General features: G+C 70.7%; 18 protein-coding genes. 6 read left to right on the forward strand and 12 right to left on the reverse strand.

Features of this window, described 5'->3' with window-relative positions:
- The 12 genes from VKN16_24060 to htpX all read right to left on the reverse strand — a co-directional run.
- On the reverse strand, positions 1 to 810 hold an 810-nt coding region (locus tag VKN16_24060; protein ID HME97291.1), incomplete at its 3' end, for an ATPase, T2SS/T4P/T4SS family.
- 185 nt (positions 811 to 995) lie between these two features.
- On the reverse strand, positions 996 to 1,673 hold the full coding sequence (locus VKN16_24065) for a lytic transglycosylase domain-containing protein (protein HME97292.1): 678 nt from the start codon (positions 1,671 to 1,673) through the stop codon (positions 996 to 998).
- A 91-nt stretch (positions 1,674 to 1,764) separates the two neighbouring features.
- Positions 1,765 to 2,712, reverse strand: a complete 948-nt coding sequence (locus VKN16_24070) for a tetratricopeptide repeat protein (GenBank protein HME97293.1) — start codon at positions 2,710 to 2,712, stop codon at positions 1,765 to 1,767.
- A complete protein-coding gene (locus VKN16_24075) occupies positions 2,709 to 3,164 on the reverse strand; it encodes a cytochrome c-type biogenesis protein (GenBank protein ID HME97294.1) in 456 nt (151 codons plus the stop codon). The genes VKN16_24070 and VKN16_24075 overlap by 4 nt, the downstream gene beginning before the upstream one ends.
- Positions 3,161 to 3,700 (reverse strand): TlpA disulfide reductase family protein, encoded by a 540-nt coding sequence (locus tag VKN16_24080; GenBank protein ID HME97295.1) that lies wholly within the window; start codon positions 3,698 to 3,700, stop codon positions 3,161 to 3,163. Before VKN16_24080 ends, VKN16_24075 begins: the two co-directional genes overlap by 4 nt.
- Positions 3,697 to 5,676 (reverse strand): heme lyase CcmF/NrfE family subunit, encoded by a 1,980-nt coding sequence (locus VKN16_24085; protein ID HME97296.1) that lies wholly within the window; start codon positions 5,674 to 5,676, stop codon positions 3,697 to 3,699. The genes VKN16_24080 and VKN16_24085 overlap by 4 nt, the downstream gene beginning before the upstream one ends.
- 170 nt (positions 5,677 to 5,846) lie before the next feature.
- Complete coding sequence (locus VKN16_24090; protein ID HME97297.1) at positions 5,847 to 6,290, reverse strand: cytochrome c maturation protein CcmE; 444 nt, start codon at positions 6,288 to 6,290, stop codon at positions 5,847 to 5,849.
- Entirely contained in the window at positions 6,287 to 6,421 is a 135-nt protein-coding gene (locus tag VKN16_24095; GenBank protein ID HME97298.1) for a hypothetical protein, read from the reverse strand. The genes VKN16_24090 and VKN16_24095 overlap by 4 nt, the downstream gene beginning before the upstream one ends.
- Positions 6,421 to 7,068 carry a heme ABC transporter permease CcmC gene (ccmC, locus tag VKN16_24100; protein HME97299.1) on the reverse strand — a complete coding sequence of 216 codons (648 nt, stop codon included), beginning with the start codon at positions 7,066 to 7,068 and terminating at the stop codon, positions 6,421 to 6,423. The genes VKN16_24095 and ccmC overlap by 1 nt, the downstream gene beginning before the upstream one ends.
- Positions 7,065 to 7,742 carry a heme exporter protein CcmB gene (locus VKN16_24105; GenBank protein HME97300.1) on the reverse strand — a complete coding sequence of 226 codons (678 nt, stop codon included), beginning with the start codon at positions 7,740 to 7,742 and terminating at the stop codon, positions 7,065 to 7,067. The genes ccmC and VKN16_24105 overlap by 4 nt, the downstream gene beginning before the upstream one ends.
- A complete protein-coding gene (gene ccmA, locus VKN16_24110) occupies positions 7,739 to 8,452 on the reverse strand; it encodes a heme ABC exporter ATP-binding protein CcmA (protein HME97301.1) in 714 nt (237 codons plus the stop codon). The genes VKN16_24105 and ccmA overlap by 4 nt, the downstream gene beginning before the upstream one ends.
- Positions 8,453 to 8,562: 110 nt before the next feature.
- Entirely contained in the window at positions 8,563 to 9,435 is an 873-nt protein-coding gene (htpX, locus tag VKN16_24115) for a zinc metalloprotease HtpX (protein HME97302.1), read from the reverse strand.
- A 185-nt stretch (positions 9,436 to 9,620) separates the two neighbouring features.
- Between htpX and VKN16_24120 the strand changes: the two genes are divergently transcribed.
- Genes VKN16_24120 through fabG form a run of 6 tightly spaced genes read left to right on the forward strand, consistent with a single transcriptional unit; the run spans position 9,621 to position 14,063 of the window.
- A complete protein-coding gene (locus VKN16_24120; GenBank protein HME97303.1) occupies positions 9,621 to 10,130 on the forward strand; it encodes a DUF177 domain-containing protein in 510 nt (169 codons plus the stop codon).
- A gap of 10 nt (positions 10,131 to 10,140) precedes the next feature.
- Positions 10,141 to 10,323, forward strand: a complete 183-nt coding sequence (rpmF, locus tag VKN16_24125) for a 50S ribosomal protein L32 (protein ID HME97304.1) — start codon at positions 10,141 to 10,143, stop codon at positions 10,321 to 10,323.
- A gap of 41 nt (positions 10,324 to 10,364) precedes the next feature.
- Positions 10,365 to 11,390 (forward strand): phosphate acyltransferase PlsX, encoded by a 1,026-nt coding sequence (gene plsX, locus VKN16_24130; GenBank protein ID HME97305.1) that lies wholly within the window; start codon positions 10,365 to 10,367, stop codon positions 11,388 to 11,390.
- A complete protein-coding gene (locus tag VKN16_24135) occupies positions 11,387 to 12,370 on the forward strand; it encodes a beta-ketoacyl-ACP synthase III (GenBank protein ID HME97306.1) in 984 nt (327 codons plus the stop codon). Before plsX ends, VKN16_24135 begins: the two co-directional genes overlap by 4 nt.
- On the forward strand, positions 12,364 to 13,314 hold the full coding sequence (fabD, locus tag VKN16_24140) for an ACP S-malonyltransferase (protein ID HME97307.1): 951 nt from the start codon (positions 12,364 to 12,366) through the stop codon (positions 13,312 to 13,314). Before VKN16_24135 ends, fabD begins: the two co-directional genes overlap by 7 nt.
- Complete coding sequence (gene fabG / locus VKN16_24145; GenBank protein HME97308.1) at positions 13,311 to 14,063, forward strand: 3-oxoacyl-[acyl-carrier-protein] reductase; 753 nt, start codon at positions 13,311 to 13,313, stop codon at positions 14,061 to 14,063. The genes fabD and fabG overlap by 4 nt, the downstream gene beginning before the upstream one ends.
- The last annotated feature ends 28 nt before the right edge of the window (positions 14,064 to 14,091 follow it).

Consider the following 14,091-nt stretch of genomic DNA (forward strand, 5'->3'; position numbering starts at 1 on the left):
CCGTCCGCCCTGCCCGGTCACCCGGATGCGCCCGTCCTGGGGCAGCCGCCGCTCGGCGATGTTCAGCTCCGCCATGATCTTGATCCGCGAGGTGAGCGCGGCCTGCAGCCGGCGGGGCGGCGCCTCCTGGTCGTAGAGCAGTCCGTCGATCCGGTAGCGGACGCGCAGGCTGTCCTCGAACGGCTCGATGTGGATGTCGGAGGCGTCCGCGGCCAGCGCCCCGTCGATGAGCAGGTTGACGAGGCGCACCACCGGCGCCTCGAAGGCCATGTCGCGGAGGTGGTTGACGTCCTCCTCGGGCTCGGCGTGATGCGCGGTGGCCGAACCGCCCATGCCCTCGACGATTTTCTGCAGCGCGGTATTGGCCCCGTAGGCCCGCTCGATGGCCTCGAGGATGGCGGGGGCCGGCGCCACGCACAGCTTGACGGTCAGGCCGAGCAGCTGCTGGAGATCGTCGAGCAGCTGCGGGTTGGTCGGATCCGCCGTCGCCACCGTGACCGTGCCGGCCTCGACCGCGATGGGGCAGGCGACGTACTGGCGCAGGTACTTGGGCGACAGCTCCTTGAGCGCGGGCGGGGTCGAGGGCAGCTCGTCGGCAGCCAGGAACGCCATGCCCTGCTGGGTGGCCAGCGCCCGGAGGATGTCGGACGTGGTGGCGGCACCCATGACCACCAGGGTCTCACCCAGGCGGAGGCGCTCCCGCAACGCTCGGGCCATGGCTTCCCGCAGGACGTCCGGGGTGATCACGCGTTCCCGGGTGAGGATTTGGCCGAGGCGAAGCGAGTTCGGCTGGATCTCCAAGGTGTCCAAATTGTGAACTCCGCAGAGAGGTGTCGTCAATCCTCTCGTTCTTTCAGCGCTGTATTCATTACGTCACATTCGGGCCGGTACGGGGGAGCAAGCGCGATGCCATGCCGTCCGGGGATCGGGTGGCGAGCCCGGCATGAGGCTTCCCGCGAGCCCGTCGAGCCGATGACCCTCGCCGCGCAAGAACTTTAGGGATCGCGGCGCGGCCGGAGCCTGACGTCCTTCGAGGTCGGGCGGATGTTGCTGTAGGTGATCGTCTCGTCGGGACCCACGAAGCGGTAGAGCACGCTTGGGGCTACCGCGGTGTCCTTCAGTCCCGCCTCGAGCATCACGCGACGCACGTACTGCTGCGTCTCGGGATAGGGCGGGATCCCCCGATGGACATCGACGGGTCTCTCGCCTGCATTGTAGGCCGCCAGCGCGAGCGGCACGCTGCCCCGGTAGCGATCGAGCAGGTAGCGCAGGTGCCGGACCCCGCCGGTGATGTTCTCCCGCGGGTCGAAGCGATCGGCCACGCCCAGGGCCGACGCGGTCTGCGGCATCAGCTGCATCAGGCCGCCGGCGCCCTTGGCGGACACCGCGGCCGCGTCGAAGCCTGATTCGGCACGCACGATGGCCCGCACGAGGGTCGGGCTCACGCCGAAGCGTCGTGAGATCTCCTGGATGTCGGCGGCGTGGTCGCGTCGGGCGCGGTCGGGGAACCGGAGCCAACCCGTGCTGGTGCCGGTGGTGCCGGGCAGGCCATGGTACCGCGGGTCGGCCGGGACGTTGGTCCAGTGCACCACGCCATCACCGTCGACCACCCGCGCAGTGCCCGCGGTCGCCGAGGGGATCGGCAGCCCGAGCGGGCTGGCGACGGCGAGCATCGCGGCAGCGACGATTCGGAGAAGTGAGCGACGAGGCATTGACGAGCACCATACTCGATGCCGCCCGCGCTCGGCAAGGATTCGAGGGCGCTCAGTGCGCGCGCTGCTTGCTCTTGGCGTCCTCGACCAGCGCGGCGACCCGGTCGCGGTCCTCGCCGGTGGGGACGAGGGCCATGAAGCGCTCCCAGGACTGCACCGCTCCCGCGTAGTCCTGCTTCTGCTCGTACAGCACCTGGCCGCGGTAGAGATACGCGGGGGCGTACTTCGGGTCGATGTCCAGCGCCTTCGAGAAGGTCTCGAGCGCGCTGTCGGCGTGTCCGCCGATCGCCACGATCAGGCCCAGGTGCGTCATGGCGTCCACGTTCTTCGTATCGCGCTTGAGCACCGCCTGGTACGCCGCGATCGCCTCCGAGTAGCGGCCCTCGACGAGGCTCTGACGCGCGGCCTGCAGCATGCCGGCCAGCATCTCGGGCGGGATCGGCTTGCCCGGCTCGAGCCGGGCCATGGGCGGACCCACCGGCGACGGCGGCGGGCCGGGCACCGGCAGGCGCGCGCCGGGCGGGGTGAAGGACTGATCACGCTCGGTGTAACGGCCCGCGTTGACGCCGATCACCACGCCGAAGATCACCAGCACCACCGCGCCGGCCGCCAGCACCGCCGGCTGTCGGGTCCACGGGGCCCGGGGGCTCGCGGGCGATGGTGCCGCCGGCGCGGGAGCTGCGGGCGGGCGCTCGCGCTCCACGGGGCCGCCGAGCGCGTCCAGCTCGGTGATCAGCGCGGCGGCGCGCGCCTCGTAGCGCTCGCGCAGGCTCTGATGGTCGCCATCGGAGAGATGCCCGGCCTCGTGGTCGAACTCGAGCTCGCGCAGGGCGCGGTAGAGCGCGGTCTTCTCCTCGTCGAGCTCGAGCCGGCGGTCGTAGTCCGCGCGCGCGAAAGCCGCCGGCGCGCGGTCGGGCCGGCGGCGCCCGAGCGGCCAGAGCGCGACGGCCAGCGCGGGCAGCGCGATCGCGACGATCAGCACGGCCTGCAGCCCGCTCACGACTCGCGCTCGGCCATCTCGCGCTCGATGCGCGTGCGCATCTCGGCGCTCAGCGGCGTCGAGGCCGGCGCGGGGGACCGGCGGCTCCAGCGCCGGACCAGGATCAGCACCAGCACGAGGCCACCCGCCAGGCCCGCGAACGGCACGACCCACACGAGCAGGTTGAAGCCCTGGCGCGGGGGCGAGAGCAGGATCCATGTGCCGTACTTCTCGACGAAGTAGGCCTTCACCTGCTCGGGGCTCTCGCCGGCGCCCAGCCGCTCGCGGATGATCGCCTTCATCTGGTGCGCGGTCTCCGACGGCGAGTCCGCCACCGACAGGCTCTGGCAGACCACGCAGCGCAGCTGGGCCGCCACGTCGTGCACGGTCTCCTCGCTCACCGGGGCCGCCGCGGACGCGATCCCGACGGCCAGCGCGAGCCACCCGATCCACACGAGCGCGATCGGTCTCACGCGGCCTCCGCCAGGAGCGTCTCGATCTGGCGCTTGAGCAGATCGTCGCTCACCGGGCCCACCTGCTTGAAGCGCACGCGCCCCCGGCGATCGATGAAGTAGGTCTCGGGCACGCCGTAGACGCCGTAGTCCACCGAGACGCGCCCCGACGGATCGGGCGCGTTCGGGAACGTGTGGCCGAACTGGGTGAGAAACCGACGGGCCGGCTCGTCCTTGTCCTGGAAGTTGACCCCGACCAGCATCACGCCGCGATCCTTGTAGGCCTTCCAGGCCCGCTCCAGGCTCGGGGCCTCCTCGTAGCACGCCGGATAGCACCACGAGGACCAGAAGTTGACGACCACCACCCGGCCCTTCAAGGCGTCGAGCGACACCGGCTGGCCGTCGAAGGCGGTCAGCCGGAACGGTGAGGCGGGCTTGCCCACGAGCGGCGAGGGAATCTCGCGGGGATCGGTGCGGAAGCCATAGGCCAGCAGCGCGAGCACCGGGACGACCGCCAGCGGGATGAGCCAGCGCAGGAGGCGGGAGCGCCGGCTCATGCGGCCGCGCGCTCGCCCGCGCGCACCGGCGCGGGCGCCCGCCGCCGCTCGGGCGCGATCGCCAGCACGGTGCCGAGGGTGAGGAGCAGGCCGCCGATCCAGAGCCACGACACCATGCGGTTGACCTGGATCTTGATCGTGGCGTGCGAGCCGTCGCGCGCGAACTCGCCGAGCACCAGGTAGAGGTCCTCGAGGAAGCCCAGGCGATAGTCCACCGCCGCGATCGGCGTCTGCTCCTGCGGATAGAACTTCTTGGCCGGAGTCAGCACCGTGAACGGTCCCTTGCGGTCGGACACCGTGAACGTCCCGACGACCTTGAAGTGGTTCGACTCCTCGGCGGCCTGCAGGCCGTCGAAGCGGATGGTGTAGCCGGCCAGGGTGAGGCTCTCGCCGCGGTTGAGGGTGGCTTCGGTCTGGGTCGACCAGGCCTGCGAGCCCGCGACGCCGAGGGCGATCACCAGGATGCCCAGGTGCACCACGAACCCCCCGTAGCGCCGGTTCTGGCGCAGGGCGAGCCCCCACGTGGCCTCGAGCCAGCCGTCGCCGGTGCGCCGACGGGCGCGCGCGGCGCGCGCGAAGTCGAGCACGATGGTGGCGGCCACGAACACCACGAGGGCCAGGCAGAGCAGCACCAGCGCGTTGGCGACCCCGAGCGCCCGGCAGACCGCGGCGCCCGCGATGCCGATCAGCACCGGCTTGAGGAAGTTGCGCCGCAGGTTCTCGGCGGACGCGCGCCGCCACGCGATGAGCGGACCCACGCCCATGAGGAAGATCAGGGCCAGGAAGATCGGGATGTTCACCAGGTTGAAGAACGGCGCGCCCACGCTCACCTTCGTGCCGCGGAGCGCCTCCGAGAGCAGCGGGAACACGGTGCCGAAGAACACCGTGAAGGCCGCCGCGACCAGGAACAGGTTGTTGAGCAGGAAGGCGGATTCGCGCGAGACGACCGAGTCGAGCTCGCCCTGCGCACGCAGCCGGTCGAGGCGCCAGGCGAGGAGCGAGAAGGCGCCCAGCATCACCAGGGCCAGGAAGCCCAGGAAGAACTGGCCGACCGATCCCTGGCTGAAGGCGTGGACGGATCCGATGATCCCGGAGCGGGTGAGGAAGGTGCCGAAGAGCGTGAGGCTGAAGGTCAGGATGATCAGGGTGAGATTCCAGAGCTTGAGCATGCGCCGCCGCTCCTGGATCATCACCGAGTGCAGGAACGCGGTCGCGGTGAGCCACGGCATGAACGCCGCGTTCTCCACCGGGTCCCACGCCCAGTACCCGCCCCAGCCCAGCACGTGGTAGCTCCACCAGCCGCCGATGAGCAGGCCGAGGGAGAGGAAGTACCACGCCACGATCGTCCAGCGCCGGGTGATCGTGATCCACTCGTCGCCGGTGCGGCCCACGATGAGGGCCGCCATCGCGAAGGCGAACGGCACCGTGAAGCCGGTGAACCCGAGGTAGAGGGCCACCGGGTGGGTGATCATTCCAGAGTCCTCGAGGAGCGGATTGAGACCCCGGCCGTCTACTGGTATCGGTGAGAGGCGCTCGAAGGGCGGCGCGGGGACGGTCATCACGAGCAGGAAGAAGGCGGAGATCGAGAGCATCACCGCGAGCGCCCAGGGGTAGAGCTGCGGCTGGGTGCGGCGATAGCGCGTCACCATGATGAGGGTGTAGAGCGAGAGCATCCACGCCCACAGGATGATCGAGCCCTCGAGCGCGCCCCACAGCGCGGTGATGCGGTAGTAGTACGGCGTGCCGAGGTTGGTGTTGTTGGCCACGTACCGCACCGAGAAGTCGAAGTTGAGGAAGGCCGATACCAGCACGAGCATGCACGCGGTGATCAGCACCCACACGGAGATGGCGGCGCGCTCCGCGGAGGCGCGCAGGTCCGGACGACCGGTGCGCGCGCTCCACGCTGCCGCCCCCGCGCCATAGACGGCCAGCACCAGCGCGGCGACGGTCGCGGCGTAGCCGAGCTCGGGCGTCATTCTGAGCGCTCCGCGGTGCAAGACGTCGGTGGGCGGTGGGGCCTCTTCGCCCCTGCGGGGCTCATCGGGGCTCCTCCGCGGTGCAAGACGTCGGTGGGCGGTGGGGCCTCTTCGCCCCTGCGGGGCTCATCGGGGTGACCGAGGCGACCGGGGGGCATGCGCGCATCGGGCTACCGTCCATCGGACCCTCGCAGCGTTTTGAGCAATTCTTTGTAGCCGGCTTGATTGGCGTCGTGCGGGGCCTTGTACTCCTCGGAGTGCTTGGCGAGGATCGTGGTGGCCTGGAAGTAGCCGTCGCGGCTCCACGTGCCCTCGACCACCGCGCCGCGGCTCTCCGCGAAGAGATCGGGCGGCGTGCCGCGATGCCGCACCGGGACCGACGCCTGCCCGTCGGAGAGCGTGAAGCGCAGGTCCAGGCTCTTCGGGTCCCATGTGAGCGTGCCCGGCAGCACCATCCCGCCCAGACGATACGCCTTGCCGGGCACCGGCGCGGCGCCCAGCTCGGCGGGGGTGACGAAGTAGACGACGGATTGGCTCACCCCGGTGTAGAGGAGATAGGCGAGCGCGGCCACGATGACGAGCCCCCCCGCGACGAATCGGGTCTTGCGGCTCACGCGCGGCGCCCCTTCGCGGCCGGCCGCGCGGCGACGGCCCGGGCCCGGCGCGCGAGGTGTCGCCAGTAGCCGAACAGCGCGACGGCGGCGATGCCGTACGCGGCGATGACGTAGCCCCAGTTGGCCGGCATCACATCTGCTCCTCGAGGCGGGCGATCTCCATCCGCCGGGACAGGAAGTAGACGAAGAGTAGCGTGAAGGCGATCCAGTTGACGAAGAGGGCGAGCCCGATCGCGGGGTCGATCGGCGAGGGCTCGGGCCCGAGGATCGTGGAGGGCTGGTGCAGCGCCCGCCACCACTTCACCGAGAAATGCACGATCGGGATGTTCACCGCGCCGAGGACGCCGACCACCGCCGCGTAGCGGCCCCGGGCGTCGGGATCCTCGATGAGGCTGCGCAGCAGGAGATACCCCACGTAAACGCAGAAGAGCACGGCGGTCGAGGTGAGCCGCGCGTCCCACGTCCACCAGGTGCCCCAGGTCGGCTTGCCCCAGATCGAGCCCGTCACGATGGTGAGCCCGGTGAAGAGCACGCCGAGCTCGCCGGCGGCACCGGCGAGCCGGTCCCAGCCGGCGCGCCGCGTGGCCAGGTACGCGATGCTGCCGATCAGCACCAGGCCGAAGGCCAGGTAGGAGGTGAGCACCGACGGCACGTGCAGGTACATGATGCGCTGTACGTTGCCCTGGATCGCCTCGCGCGGGGCGTAGCCGAAGCCGGCCGCGAGGCCCGCGATCAGACCGATCGCGGCCAGCCAGCCGAGGATCCGCGTGATCGTCATGCCTCGAGCACGAACTCGAAGGTGAGCAGCCCGATCGTGACGTACACGAGATCGGCGCCCACGAGCAGCTTGAGCCAGTGGGCCACGTCGGCCAGCGGCTGGCCCAGCAGCAGCGCCTGCGTCGCGCTCACGGTGGCGAGCAGCACCGGCACCTGCACGGGCAGGAGCAGCACCGGGAAGAGGAGCTCGCGGGCGCGTACGTGCGTGGTCATCGCGGCGAAGAGCGTGCCGACCGCGGCGAGCCCGACGGTGCCGATCGCCAGGACCAGGGCGAGCGGGGCGGCGGGCGTCCAGAGATCGACGCCGTAGAACACCCCGAAGAGTACCACCAGGATGATCTCGACGACGGCCATCAGCACGCAGTTGCCCGCGAGCTTGCCGACGTAGATGGCCGACTTGTCGCCGGGGCTGAGCCGCAGGCCCTCCCAGCAGTCATTCTCTCGCTCGGCGAGGAAGCTGCGCCCGAGGCCGAGCAGGCCGGCCAGGATGAAGCCGAGCCAGAGCAGGCCCGGCAGCGCCGCGGCGAGCCGCTCGCGGTCGGGGCCGAGGGCGAACTGGAAGAGGAAGAGCAGCAGTAGACAGAAGAAGAGGAGCGCGTTGAGCTGCTCCTTGGAGCGTCGCTCGACCAGGAAGTCCTTCCAGAGGATGATCCAGGCCCGGCGCGCGTAGCTCACGGGGCGTCCTCGACGGAATCGGTGAGGCTCTCGTAGAGCCGGTGCAGCTCGTCGGCCGAGAGATCGGCGGCCGGGCGCTCCAGCAGCAGCCGGCCCTGGCCGAGGATGCACACGCGGTCGGCCACCCCGAGGCCGCCGCCGAAGCTGTGGGTGGCCAGGACCGCGGCGCCCCCCCGCGCCTTGAACCCGAGCAAGAACTCGTTGACCCACTTGCGGCCCCGGCGGTCCAAGCCGGTGAACGGCTCATCCAGGAGCAGCACGCGCGCCTGGCCGAGGAGCACGCGGGCCAGAGCGAGGCGGCGCTTCATGCCGGACGAGAACGTCCGCACCCGCTCGTCGGCGACGCCGTCCAGCTCCACCTGGGTGAGAGCGGCGCCGAGGCGGGACGGCGCCGGGTCACCGCCGCGCAGCGTCTCCCAGAAGCGCAGGTTCTCGCGCGCGGTGAGGTCTTCGTACACGTGCGACCCGTGGGCCACCATCGACAGCAGCGGCCGCACACGCTCGGGCTCGCGCAGCGCGTCCACGTCATCGATCCGGAGCGTGCCGGCGGTCGGGCGGAGCAGCGTGGCCAGGATCCGGAGCAGGGTGGTCTTGCCCGCGCCGTTCGGACCGAGCAGGGCCAGACAGTGGCCGGCGGGGACGGTCAGGGACACGCCGTCGAGCACGACGGTGCCGCCATAGATCTTCCGGAGGTCATGCGCCGCGATCATGTCTGCGAAAAGGAGGAGACGGCTGACCGTCTCCCCCGAAGCCCCTCACCCGGCGCTCTGCCCCGAGGGGAGAGCGCCGGGAGGTCTGCGAGTGGCGAAGTGGGGATCGGCTACCTGGCCTGCGTCCTGGACATGGCCCGCAGGCGCGCCACCCGCTCCGCGATGGGAGGATGCGTCGAGAACAGGGTCGTCCAGCCGCCCCCGGTGAGCGGGTTGACGATGAACAGATGCGCGGTCGCCGGGGTGGCGTCCTGCATCGGAGCCATCTTCGAAGCCATCTCGAGCTTCTCGAGCGCCTTGGCGAGCCCCCACGGCTGGCCCGCCATCTGGGCCCCGCTGGCGTCGGCCTGGTACTCGCGGGAGCGCGACACCGCGAGCTGGATCAGGGTGGCGGCGATGGGCGCCACCACGATCATGAGCAGTCCGCCCAGCACGCCGCCTCCGCCGGACTCGTGCTCGTCGCTGTCACGACGGCCGCCGCCGAAGATCATCGCCCACTGGGCCATGTGGGCCACGTAGGTGATGGCGCCGGCCAGCGTCGCGGCGATCGCCATGATGAGGGTGTCGCGGTTCTGCACGTGGGAGAGCTCGTGGGCCAGCACGCCTTCCAGCTCCTCTTCGCTCATGATGCGCATGATGCCGTCGGTCACTGCGACCGCGGCATGCTGCGGGTTCCGGCCCGTCGCGAACGCGTTCGGCGTCTCGTCGGGCAGGAGATAGATCCGTGGCATCGGGATCCCGGCCCGGGTTGCCAGGGTCCGGACGATCCGGTAGAGGGCGGGCGCCTGGGCCTCGGCCACCGGCTGGGCCCGGTACATGGCCAGCACGATGCGGTCCGAGAACCAGTAGCTGCCGAAGTTCATCACCATGGCCATGACGAAGGCCAGGATCATGCCCTGCTGTCCGCCGAGGGCCCCGCCGATGAGCACGAGCAGCACGGTCAGCGCCGCCAGCAGGACACCGGTTTTCACGAGGTTGCCCATGGGTTCGTCCTCCCGAACGGAATGTAGCAGTCGGCCCCCAGAGCGTCAAGCCGACGGGCATTTACGGGCTTTTCGGTTGACAAGGGGTAACCCGGTGCATATACTGACCCGTCCGAATAGAAAACGCCTTAATTGATCGAAACTTACGTAAGATAGCCGAGTCAGAGGCTAGCCCGGGGTCCTCAGTGCTCATCCGTGTCGCCGAGATTCCTGCCGAGGGTCTGCGCATCGAGGGCGTGGCAGACTTTCCGCGCCCGTTCCAGGATGCCGCGTGGGCGCTGGACGACCTTTCGCTGATCGTCGAGAAGGACGACGACGTGGTCGTCGTCCGCGGGGACTTCTCGGCCCGCGTCCCGCTGGCCTGCGGCCGCTGCCTCGAGTCCTACGACGTCACGGTGCACCCGTCGGTGGACGCCCGCTTCGTGCCCGGCCCGGCCACCCGGGGCGAGGAGCGCGAGCTGGGCGCCGACGACCTGGAGACCGACGTCTATCACAACGGCCAGCTCGATCTCACCGCGCTGCTCGAGACCGAGGCGACGCTGGCCCTGCCCATGAAGCCGCTGTGCCGCGAGGCCTGCCAGGGCCTGTGCCCGGTGTGCGGCGTCAATCGCAACGTCACGCGCTGCGCGTGCGAGACGCACGCGCCCGATCCGCGCTGGGCGGCCCTCAAGGGCTGGGCCGAGCGTACGAGATAGGAGACTCCCGATGCCTCTGCCGAAGCGACGTCACTCCAAGACGCGCGGCCGCAAGCGGCGCACCCACTACAAGATGGCCGCGCCGACTCGCTCGCTCTGCCCGCAGTGCCGCGAGGTCAAGCCGCCGCATCGCATCTGCCCGCACTGCGGCTTCTACAAGGGACGCGAAGTCATCTCGGTCGAGGGAGAATAGTTCTTTCCGGCTGGCCCCGGGCGTGCCATAAGATCGGCGCCATGAAGATCGCGGTCGACGCCATGGGAGGCGATTTCGGACCCGCCGTCGTGGTCGAGGGCGCGGTGGCGGCGTGCCGCGAGTTCAGCCTCGAATCCGTGCTGGTGGGCGACAAGTCGGCCATCGAGCGGGAGATCACCCGGCTCCGAGCCCAGGACCTGCCGGTCACGGTGCGCCACGCCTCGCAGGTGGTGGGCATGGCCGAATCGCCCTCGCAGGCCCTGCGCCGCAAGCGCGACTCCTCCCTGCGCGTCGCGGCCGAGCTGGTGAAGGATGGCGAGTGCGGTGCGCTGGTATCGGCGGGCAACACCGGGGCTGCCATGGCCATCAGCATGTTCGTGCTGGGCGTGTTGCCCGGCGTGGACCGGCCCGCGATCGCGGCCCCGCTGCCGAGCCTGTCCGGCTACACCGTGCTCATCGACGCGGGGGCCAACGTCGATCCCAAGCCGCGCCACCTCTTCCAGTTCGCGGTGATGGGGCACATCTACTCGCGCCACATCGTGGGCAAGGACAACCCGCGGGTGGGCATCCTCTCGGTGGGCGAGGAGGAAGGCAAGGGCAACGAGCTGACCAAGGAGGCCTTCGAGGAGCTCCGGGGCTCGTCGCTGAACTTCATCGGCAACATCGAGGGGCGCGACATCTACAACGGCCGCTGCGACGTGGTGGTGACCGACGGCTTCACCGGCAACGTGTGCCTGAAGGTGTCCGAGAGCCTCGCCGAGATGCTCACCGCGATGATCCGCGAGGAGCTCTCGCGGGACATGATGTCGCTGGCGGGCGCCGCGCTCTCCAAGCGCGCCTTTGCGCGGCTGAAGAAGCGGGTCGACTACACCGAGATGGGCGGCGCGCCGCTGCTGGGCATGAACGGCGCCGCGATCATCTGTCACGGCGCCTCGCCGGTGAAGGCGATCAAGAACGCGGTCCGGGTGGCGGCGGAATGGGTTCGCAACGACGTGAACCAGCACATCAAGACCGCTCTCGAGGCCGAAGCGGTGCTGGCCGAGGGGCGGGAGGGAGGCCGCGAATGAACCGGGCCCGCATCATCGGTGTCGGATCCTACGCCCCCTCGCGGATCTTGACGAACCAGGAGCTGGAGAAGATGGTCGATACCTCCGACGAGTGGATCGTCCAGCGCACCGGCATCCGGGAGCGGCGCATCGTGGACGAGGGCGAGGGGCCGTCGGACCTGGCCGTCCGCGCGGCGCGGCAGGCGATGGACCGGGCCCAGGTGGCGCCGGACGAGATCGACTTCGTCGTGGTGGGGACCACCGCCGGCGACATGCACTTCCCGACCACCGCGAACCTGGTGCAGCACAAGCTGGGCTGCCGCAACGCGGGCTCGGTGGACGTCTACGCGGCGTGCGCGGGCTCCGTCTACAGCCTCTCCATCGGGGCCCAGTACGTGCAGACCGGCAAGTACCGCACCGTGCTCTGCATCGGGGCGGAGTGCCTGTCGCGCATCACCGACTTCACCGACCGCGGCACCTGCATCCTGCTCGCCGACGCGGCGGGCGCGGCGGTGCTGCGGCCGTCCCCCGAGGACGGGGCGGGCATCATCGACACCGATCTCTACTCGGACGGCCGCTACGGCGATCTCCTCATCCAGCCGGCGGGCGGCTCCCTCCGGCCGGCCACCCACGAGACGGTGGACCAGCGCCTGCACTTCGCGCGCATGAAGGGCAACGAGGTCTTCAAGGTGGCGGTGCGCATGTTCGGGGACTGCGCGGAGCGCATTCTCAAGAACAACGGGTTCACCGCCGCCGATCTCGATCTGTTCGTGCCCCACCAGGCCAACCTGCGCATCATCGAGGCCGCGGTGAAGCGGCTGCGGGTGCCGATGGAGCGGGTGATGGTCAACGTCGATCGCTACGGCAACACCGGGGCGGCCTCGGTGTACGTGGCCATGGCCGAGGCCCTCGAGGCCGGACGCATCAAGCCCAACGACCTCGTCCTGCTGGCCGCCTTCGGAGGCGGCTTCACCTGGGGAGCCGTGCTCCTGCGATGGTAGCGGGCGGGATCGCGTTCCTCTTCCCCGGTCAGGGCTCGCAGGAGGTCGGGATGGGCCGGGCTCTCTCGGAGGCCTCGCCGGCGGCCGCCGCGGTATGGGCCGAGGCCGACGCCGCGCTCGGCTTCGCGCTCTCGCGGCTCTGCTTCGAAGGCCCCGAGGCCGATCTGGCGCTGACCGCCAACACGCAGCCCGCGGTGCTCACCGCGAGCGTGGCCGCGGCGGCCGCGCTGGCCGAGCGCGGGGTCACTCCGCGGCTCGCGGCCGGCCACAGCCTCGGGGAGTACTCGGCGCTGGTGGTGGGCGGCGCCCTGCAATTCGCGGATGCGGTCCGGCTGGTGCGCCGGCGCGGCGAGTTCATGCAGGAGGCGGTCCCGGTCGGCACCGGGGCGATGGCCGCGCTGCTCGGTCTGGATCTGGCCACCGCCGAGCAGCTGTGCGCCGAGGCCGCGCAGGGTGAGGTGGTCGGGGTGGCCAACATCAACTCGCCGGGCCAGATTGCCATCGCCGGGCACCGGGCCGCGGTGGAGCGCGCGGTGGCGGGCGCGGCCGCGCGCGGGGCCAAGAAGAGCGTGATGCTGCCGGTGAGCGCTCCCTTCCACTGCGCGCTGATGAAGCCGGCGGCGGACCGCCTCGCCGCGGAGCTGGAGCGGGTGCCGGTGGGCGCGCCCCGCATCGCGGTGGTGCGCAACGTCGACGCGGGCGTGACCATCACCGCCGACGAGGTGAAGCCGTTCCTGGTGCAGCAGGTGGCGAGCCCGGTGCGCTGGACCGAGTGCACGGCGCGGCTGCAGCGCGAGGGGGCGACCGCGTTCGTCGAGGTCGGCCCCGGACGCGTGCTGACCGGGCTGCTCAAGCGCACGCTCGACGGCGTTCGCGGCCACAACGTGGACGATCCGGCGTCGCTGGAGAAGGCGGTTGGCGCCGTCCGGGGAGGCGCCGCGTGACCGAGGCCAAGTCCCTGGCCGGAAAGGTCGCGATCGTCACCGGTGGCGGGCGCGGCATCGGTCTCGCCATCGCTCGCGCGCTGGCAGACGACGGCGCCTCCGTGGTAGTCTCTGGCCGCGACGCGGCGCGTCTCGACGCGGCGGTGAAGGAGCTCGAGGCGTTGGGCGGGGCGGCGTTGGCGGTCGCGGCGGACGCGGCGAAGCGCGAGGACGTCGATCGCCTGGTGGAGGCGACCCGGGAGCGCTTCGGCCGCATCGACGTGGCGGTCAACAACGCGGGCATCACGCGCGACCAGCTCCTGGTCCGGATGAAGGACGACGACTGGGACCAGGTGCTCGACACGAACCTGCGCGGGGTGTTCCTGATGACCCGCGCGGTGGGCAAGGTGATGATCAGGCAGAAGAGCGGGCGCATCATCAATATCGCGTCCACCGCCGGGGCCATGGGCAATCCCGGGCAGGTGAACTACTCGGCGGCCAAGGCGGGAGTGATCGGGCTCACCAAGGCCGCCGCGCGGGAGCTCGCGCACTGGAACATCCTCGTGAACGCGGTGGCTCCCGGTCTCATCGAGACCGACATGGCGGCCGCGATTCCCGCGGAGGCGCGGGAGGCGATGCTCCAGCAGGTGCCGCTCAAGCGGATCGGGCAGGGGCGCGAGGTGGCGGAGGTGGTGCGGTTCCTCGCCGGCGAGGGCGCGAGCTACATCACCGGGCAGACGATTCACGTCAACGGCGGGCTGTACGTGTGACCACGAAGCCTTTCAGATCAAGCGAAGT

The organism is Candidatus Methylomirabilota bacterium, assembly GCA_035315345.1.
In the GTDB taxonomy this organism is placed as follows: domain Bacteria; phylum Methylomirabilota; class Methylomirabilia; order Rokubacteriales; family CSP1-6; genus CAMLFJ01.

What these genes read in the sequence shown, in the direction of transcription:
- plsX (HME97305.1), top strand. Translation starts at nt 10,365, where the DNA reads ATGAAGATCGCGGTCGACGCCATGGGAGGCGATTTCGGACCCGCCGTC.
- ccmC (HME97299.1), bottom strand. Translation starts at nt 7,068, where the DNA reads ATGACGATCACGCGGATCCTCGGCTGGCTGGCCGCGATCGGTCTGATC.
- VKN16_24095 (HME97298.1), bottom strand. Translation starts at nt 6,421, where the DNA reads ATGCCGGCCAACTGGGGCTACGTCATCGCCGCGTACGGCATCGCCGCC.
- VKN16_24085 (HME97296.1), bottom strand. Translation starts at nt 5,676, where the DNA reads ATGACGCCCGAGCTCGGCTACGCCGCGACCGTCGCCGCGCTGGTGCTG.
- fabD (HME97307.1), top strand. Translation starts at nt 12,364, where the DNA reads ATGGTAGCGGGCGGGATCGCGTTCCTCTTCCCCGGTCAGGGCTCGCAG.
- VKN16_24080 (HME97295.1), bottom strand. Translation starts at nt 3,700, where the DNA reads ATGAGCCGGCGCTCCCGCCTCCTGCGCTGGCTCATCCCGCTGGCGGTC.
- htpX (HME97302.1), bottom strand. Translation starts at nt 9,435, where the DNA reads ATGGGCAACCTCGTGAAAACCGGTGTCCTGCTGGCGGCGCTGACCGTG.
- VKN16_24065 (HME97292.1), bottom strand. Translation starts at nt 1,673, where the DNA reads ATGCTCGCCGTCGCCAGCCCGCTCGGGCTGCCGATCCCCTCGGCGACC.
- ccmA (HME97301.1), bottom strand. Translation starts at nt 8,452, where the DNA reads ATGATCGCGGCGCATGACCTCCGGAAGATCTATGGCGGCACCGTCGTG.
- rpmF (HME97304.1), top strand. Translation starts at nt 10,141, where the DNA reads ATGCCTCTGCCGAAGCGACGTCACTCCAAGACGCGCGGCCGCAAGCGG.
- VKN16_24135 (HME97306.1), top strand. Translation starts at nt 11,387, where the DNA reads ATGAACCGGGCCCGCATCATCGGTGTCGGATCCTACGCCCCCTCGCGG.